This is a genomic window from Allobosea sp. CS1GBMeth4 (genome assembly GCF_900185715.1).
Classification (GTDB): Bacteria; Pseudomonadota; Alphaproteobacteria; order Rhizobiales; family Beijerinckiaceae; genus Allobosea.
Map to the genome: position 1 here is coordinate 2,501 of NZ_FYAS01000050.1, position 3,404 is coordinate 5,904.

Below are 3,404 nucleotides of genomic sequence, written 5' to 3' on the forward strand. Positions count from 1 at the left end.
CACGCGAGGCGCTACCTAAATAGCTTTCGCGGAGAACCAGCTATTTCCGAGTTTGATTGGCCTTTCACCCCTAGCCACAAGTCATCCGAGACTTTTTCAACAGGCACCGGTTCGGTCCTCCAGTAAGTGTTACCTTACCTTCAACCTGCTCATGGCTAGATCACCCGGTTTCGGGTCTAATCCGACGAACTGAACGCCCTGTTCAGACTCGCTTTCGCTGCGCCTACGCCTATCGGCTTAAGCTTGCTCGCCAGACTAAGTCGCTGACCCATTATACAAAAGGTACGCCGTCACCCTTGCGGGCTCCGACTGTTTGTAAGCATCCGGTTTCAGGTGCTGTTTCACTCCCCTCGTCGGGGTGCTTTTCACCTTTCCCTCACGGTACTTGTTCACTATCGGTCGCTGAGGAGTACTTAGGCTTGGAGGGTGGTCCCCCCGTTTTCAGACAGGATTTCACGTGTCCCGCCTTACTCATGTCTCGACTGCTTGCAGATCCGTACGGGGCTATCACCCATTGATGCGTGGTTTCCCAACCACTTCCGGTAACGCACAGTCGAGCACTGGCCTGGTCCGCGTTCGCTCGCCACTACTAACGGAGTCTCGTTGATGTCCTTTCCTCCAGGTACTTAGATGTTTCAGTTCCCTGGGTTAGCTTTGAACCCCTATGTATTCAGGGCTCAATACCTTCTCGTGATCTCTGTTAGCTCAAGGACAGAACCGAAGCCTGTCCTTGGAATAACAGAGATCGAAGGTGGGTTTCCCCATTCGGAAATCCGCGGATCAAAGCTCATTCGCAGCTCCCCACGGCTTATCGCAGCGTATCACGTCCTTCATCGCCTCTCAGCGCCAAGGCATCCACCGAATGCTCTTAAGGCACTTGATCGTTCTCATGATCGATGTCCGCGAGATCAACTCGCAGAACAAGATCAGAAAGACCATTATGCTTGCCGAATAGATCCGATTGAACGCGAAGCAGGCTGGTTCACCTGGTCTTCGCACGCCACTCAGACGAGCGGCTCTCGAATCTATTCCCTCTTCACGATGACAAACAGCGTCACTCATCGTCGCCTCGCGGCGACAATCAGCAAAACCTGACATTTCCGGGACTCTGGTGGAGCCAGACGGGATCGAACCGACGACCTGAAGCTTGCAAAGCTACCGCTCTCCCAACTGAGCTATGGCCCCATTTTGAGTGAGTCACGCGCCACTGGGCGCGGCGGCCGGTCGGCCTTGCGGGCCTTCGCCCGAAGAGCCGGCAGAAGAAGCTGGTGGGCCTGGGAGGACTTGAACCTCCGACCTCACGCTTATCAAGCGCGCGCTCTAACCAACTGAGCTACAGGCCCGAGGCCACGAACCTCGAGGACACCCTCTCGGTCAAGACCTGCAAAAGATCTGCAAAGACCTGAAGCGCTGGCCCATTGAAAGCACCGGCCCGCCCGGCCGATGCCGGCGGGCCAGGCGCTCTCGCCCGGAAATTGGAAAGAGAAACGAAGACGGCGAAGTTCCGCATGTCGAAGCCTGACTGGCTTCTTTGTTCCAAGCGAGATCGAGACGAGGCAAGCCTCGTGAAGATCTCTACCTTAGAAAGGAGGTGATCCAGCCGCAGGTTCCCCTACGGCTACCTTGTTACGACTTCACCCCAGTCGCTGAGCCTACCGTGGTCGCCTGCCTCCTTGCGGTTAGCGCGACGCCTTCGGGTAAACCCAACTCCCATGGTGTGACGGGCGGTGTGTACAAGGCCCGGGAACGTATTCACCGTGGCATGCTGATCCACGATTACTAGCGATTCCACCTTCATGTACTCGAGTTGCAGAGTACAATCTGAACTGAGACGGCTTTTTGGGATTAGCTCCAGGTCGCCCCTTCGCTGCCCATTGTCACCGCCATTGTAGCACGTGTGTAGCCCAGCCTGTAAGGGCCATGAGGACTTGACGTCATCCCCACCTTCCTCGCGGCTTATCACCGGCAGTCCCCCTAGAGTTCCCAACTGAATGATGGCAACTAGGGGCGAGGGTTGCGCTCGTTGCGGGACTTAACCCAACATCTCACGACACGAGCTGACGACAGCCATGCAGCACCTGTGTTCCGGCCAGCCGAACTGAAGAAAGACATCTCTGTCGATCAAACCGGACATGTCAAAAGCTGGTAAGGTTCTGCGCGTTGCTTCGAATTAAACCACATGCTCCACCGCTTGTGCGGGCCCCCGTCAATTCCTTTGAGTTTTAATCTTGCGACCGTACTCCCCAGGCGGAATGCTTAAAGCGTTAGCTGCGCCACTGAAGAGCATGCTCCCCAACGGCTGGCATTCATCGTTTACGGCGTGGACTACCAGGGTATCTAATCCTGTTTGCTCCCCACGCTTTCGCGCCTCAGCGTCAGTATCGGACCAGTTGGCCGCCTTCGCCACTGGTGTTCTTGCGAATATCTACGAATTTCACCTCTACACTCGCAGTTCCACCAACCTCTTCCGAACTCAAGACTCTCAGTATCGAAGGCAATTCCAGGGTTGAGCCCTGGGCTTTCACCCCCGACTTAAGAGTCCGCCTACGCGCCCTTTACGCCCAGTGATTCCGAGCAACGCTAGCCCCCTTCGTATTACCGCGGCTGCTGGCACGAAGTTAGCCGGGGCTTATTCTTCCGGTACAGTCATTATCTTCCCGGACAAAAGAGCTTTACAACCCTAAGGCCTTCATCACTCACGCGGCATGGCTGGATCAGGCTTGCGCCCATTGTCCAATATTCCCCACTGCTGCCTCCCGTAGGAGTTTGGGCCGTGTCTCAGTCCCAATGTGGCTGATCATCCTCTCAGACCAGCTACTGATCGTCGCCTTGGTGAGCCATTACCTCACCAACTAGCTAATCAGACGCGGGCCGATCTATCGGCGATGAATCTTTCCCCCGAAGGGCGTATCCGGTATTAGTCCAAGTTTCCCTGGATTATTCCGAACCGAAAGGTACGTTCCCACGTGTTACTCACCCGTCTGCCACTAGCACCGAAGTGCCCGTTCGACTTGCATGTGTTAAGCCTGCCGCCAGCGTTCGCTCTGAGCCAGGATCAAACTCTCAGATTGAATGAGTTTGTTCCGGCAATCGCTGCGTATTGACGGAGTCATTGCTTGGCTACCGAAGTAACCAGCGATGGCTCTTGTATAAACGCAGCACACCGAAGTCTCGTTCGACTTGACCAAAGCCAAGTCCGCAAGAACCCCGCCGTCCACGTTTCTCTTTCCATCTTAACTTGTCAAACAGCAACCACACCCCAAAACGACATTCCGTCGCCGCCGACTTACCAATCGGCCTAAACGCCTAGCGTTCATATGAAGCGCAGTAGAGCGGCCCCGCACACCGGCGGCGCCGTCTCGATGGCCGCGTTATAGGAGGAACCCCCGAACCATGTCAACACG

Annotated in this window: 2 tRNA genes and 2 rRNA genes (1 of these 4 cut by a window edge); all 4 read right to left on the reverse strand. The window is 55.7% G+C overall.

Going from position 1 to position 3,404, the window contains the following annotated elements:
- Positions 1 to 883, reverse strand: a 23S ribosomal RNA gene (locus tag CS1GBM4_RS22660) (it extends 1,915 nt beyond the left edge of the window).
- A gap of 226 nt (positions 884 to 1,109) precedes the next feature.
- Positions 1,110 to 1,185: transfer RNA gene (locus tag CS1GBM4_RS22665), tRNA-Ala, on the reverse strand.
- Between the two features lie 81 nt (positions 1,186 to 1,266).
- Positions 1,267 to 1,343, reverse strand: a tRNA-Ile gene (locus CS1GBM4_RS22670).
- Between the two features lie 241 nt (positions 1,344 to 1,584).
- Positions 1,585 to 3,071, reverse strand: a 16S ribosomal RNA gene (locus tag CS1GBM4_RS22675).
- The 16S and 23S rRNA genes sit together here with 2 tRNA genes alongside, the layout of an rRNA operon.
- Positions 3,072 to 3,404: the final 333 nt, after the last annotated feature.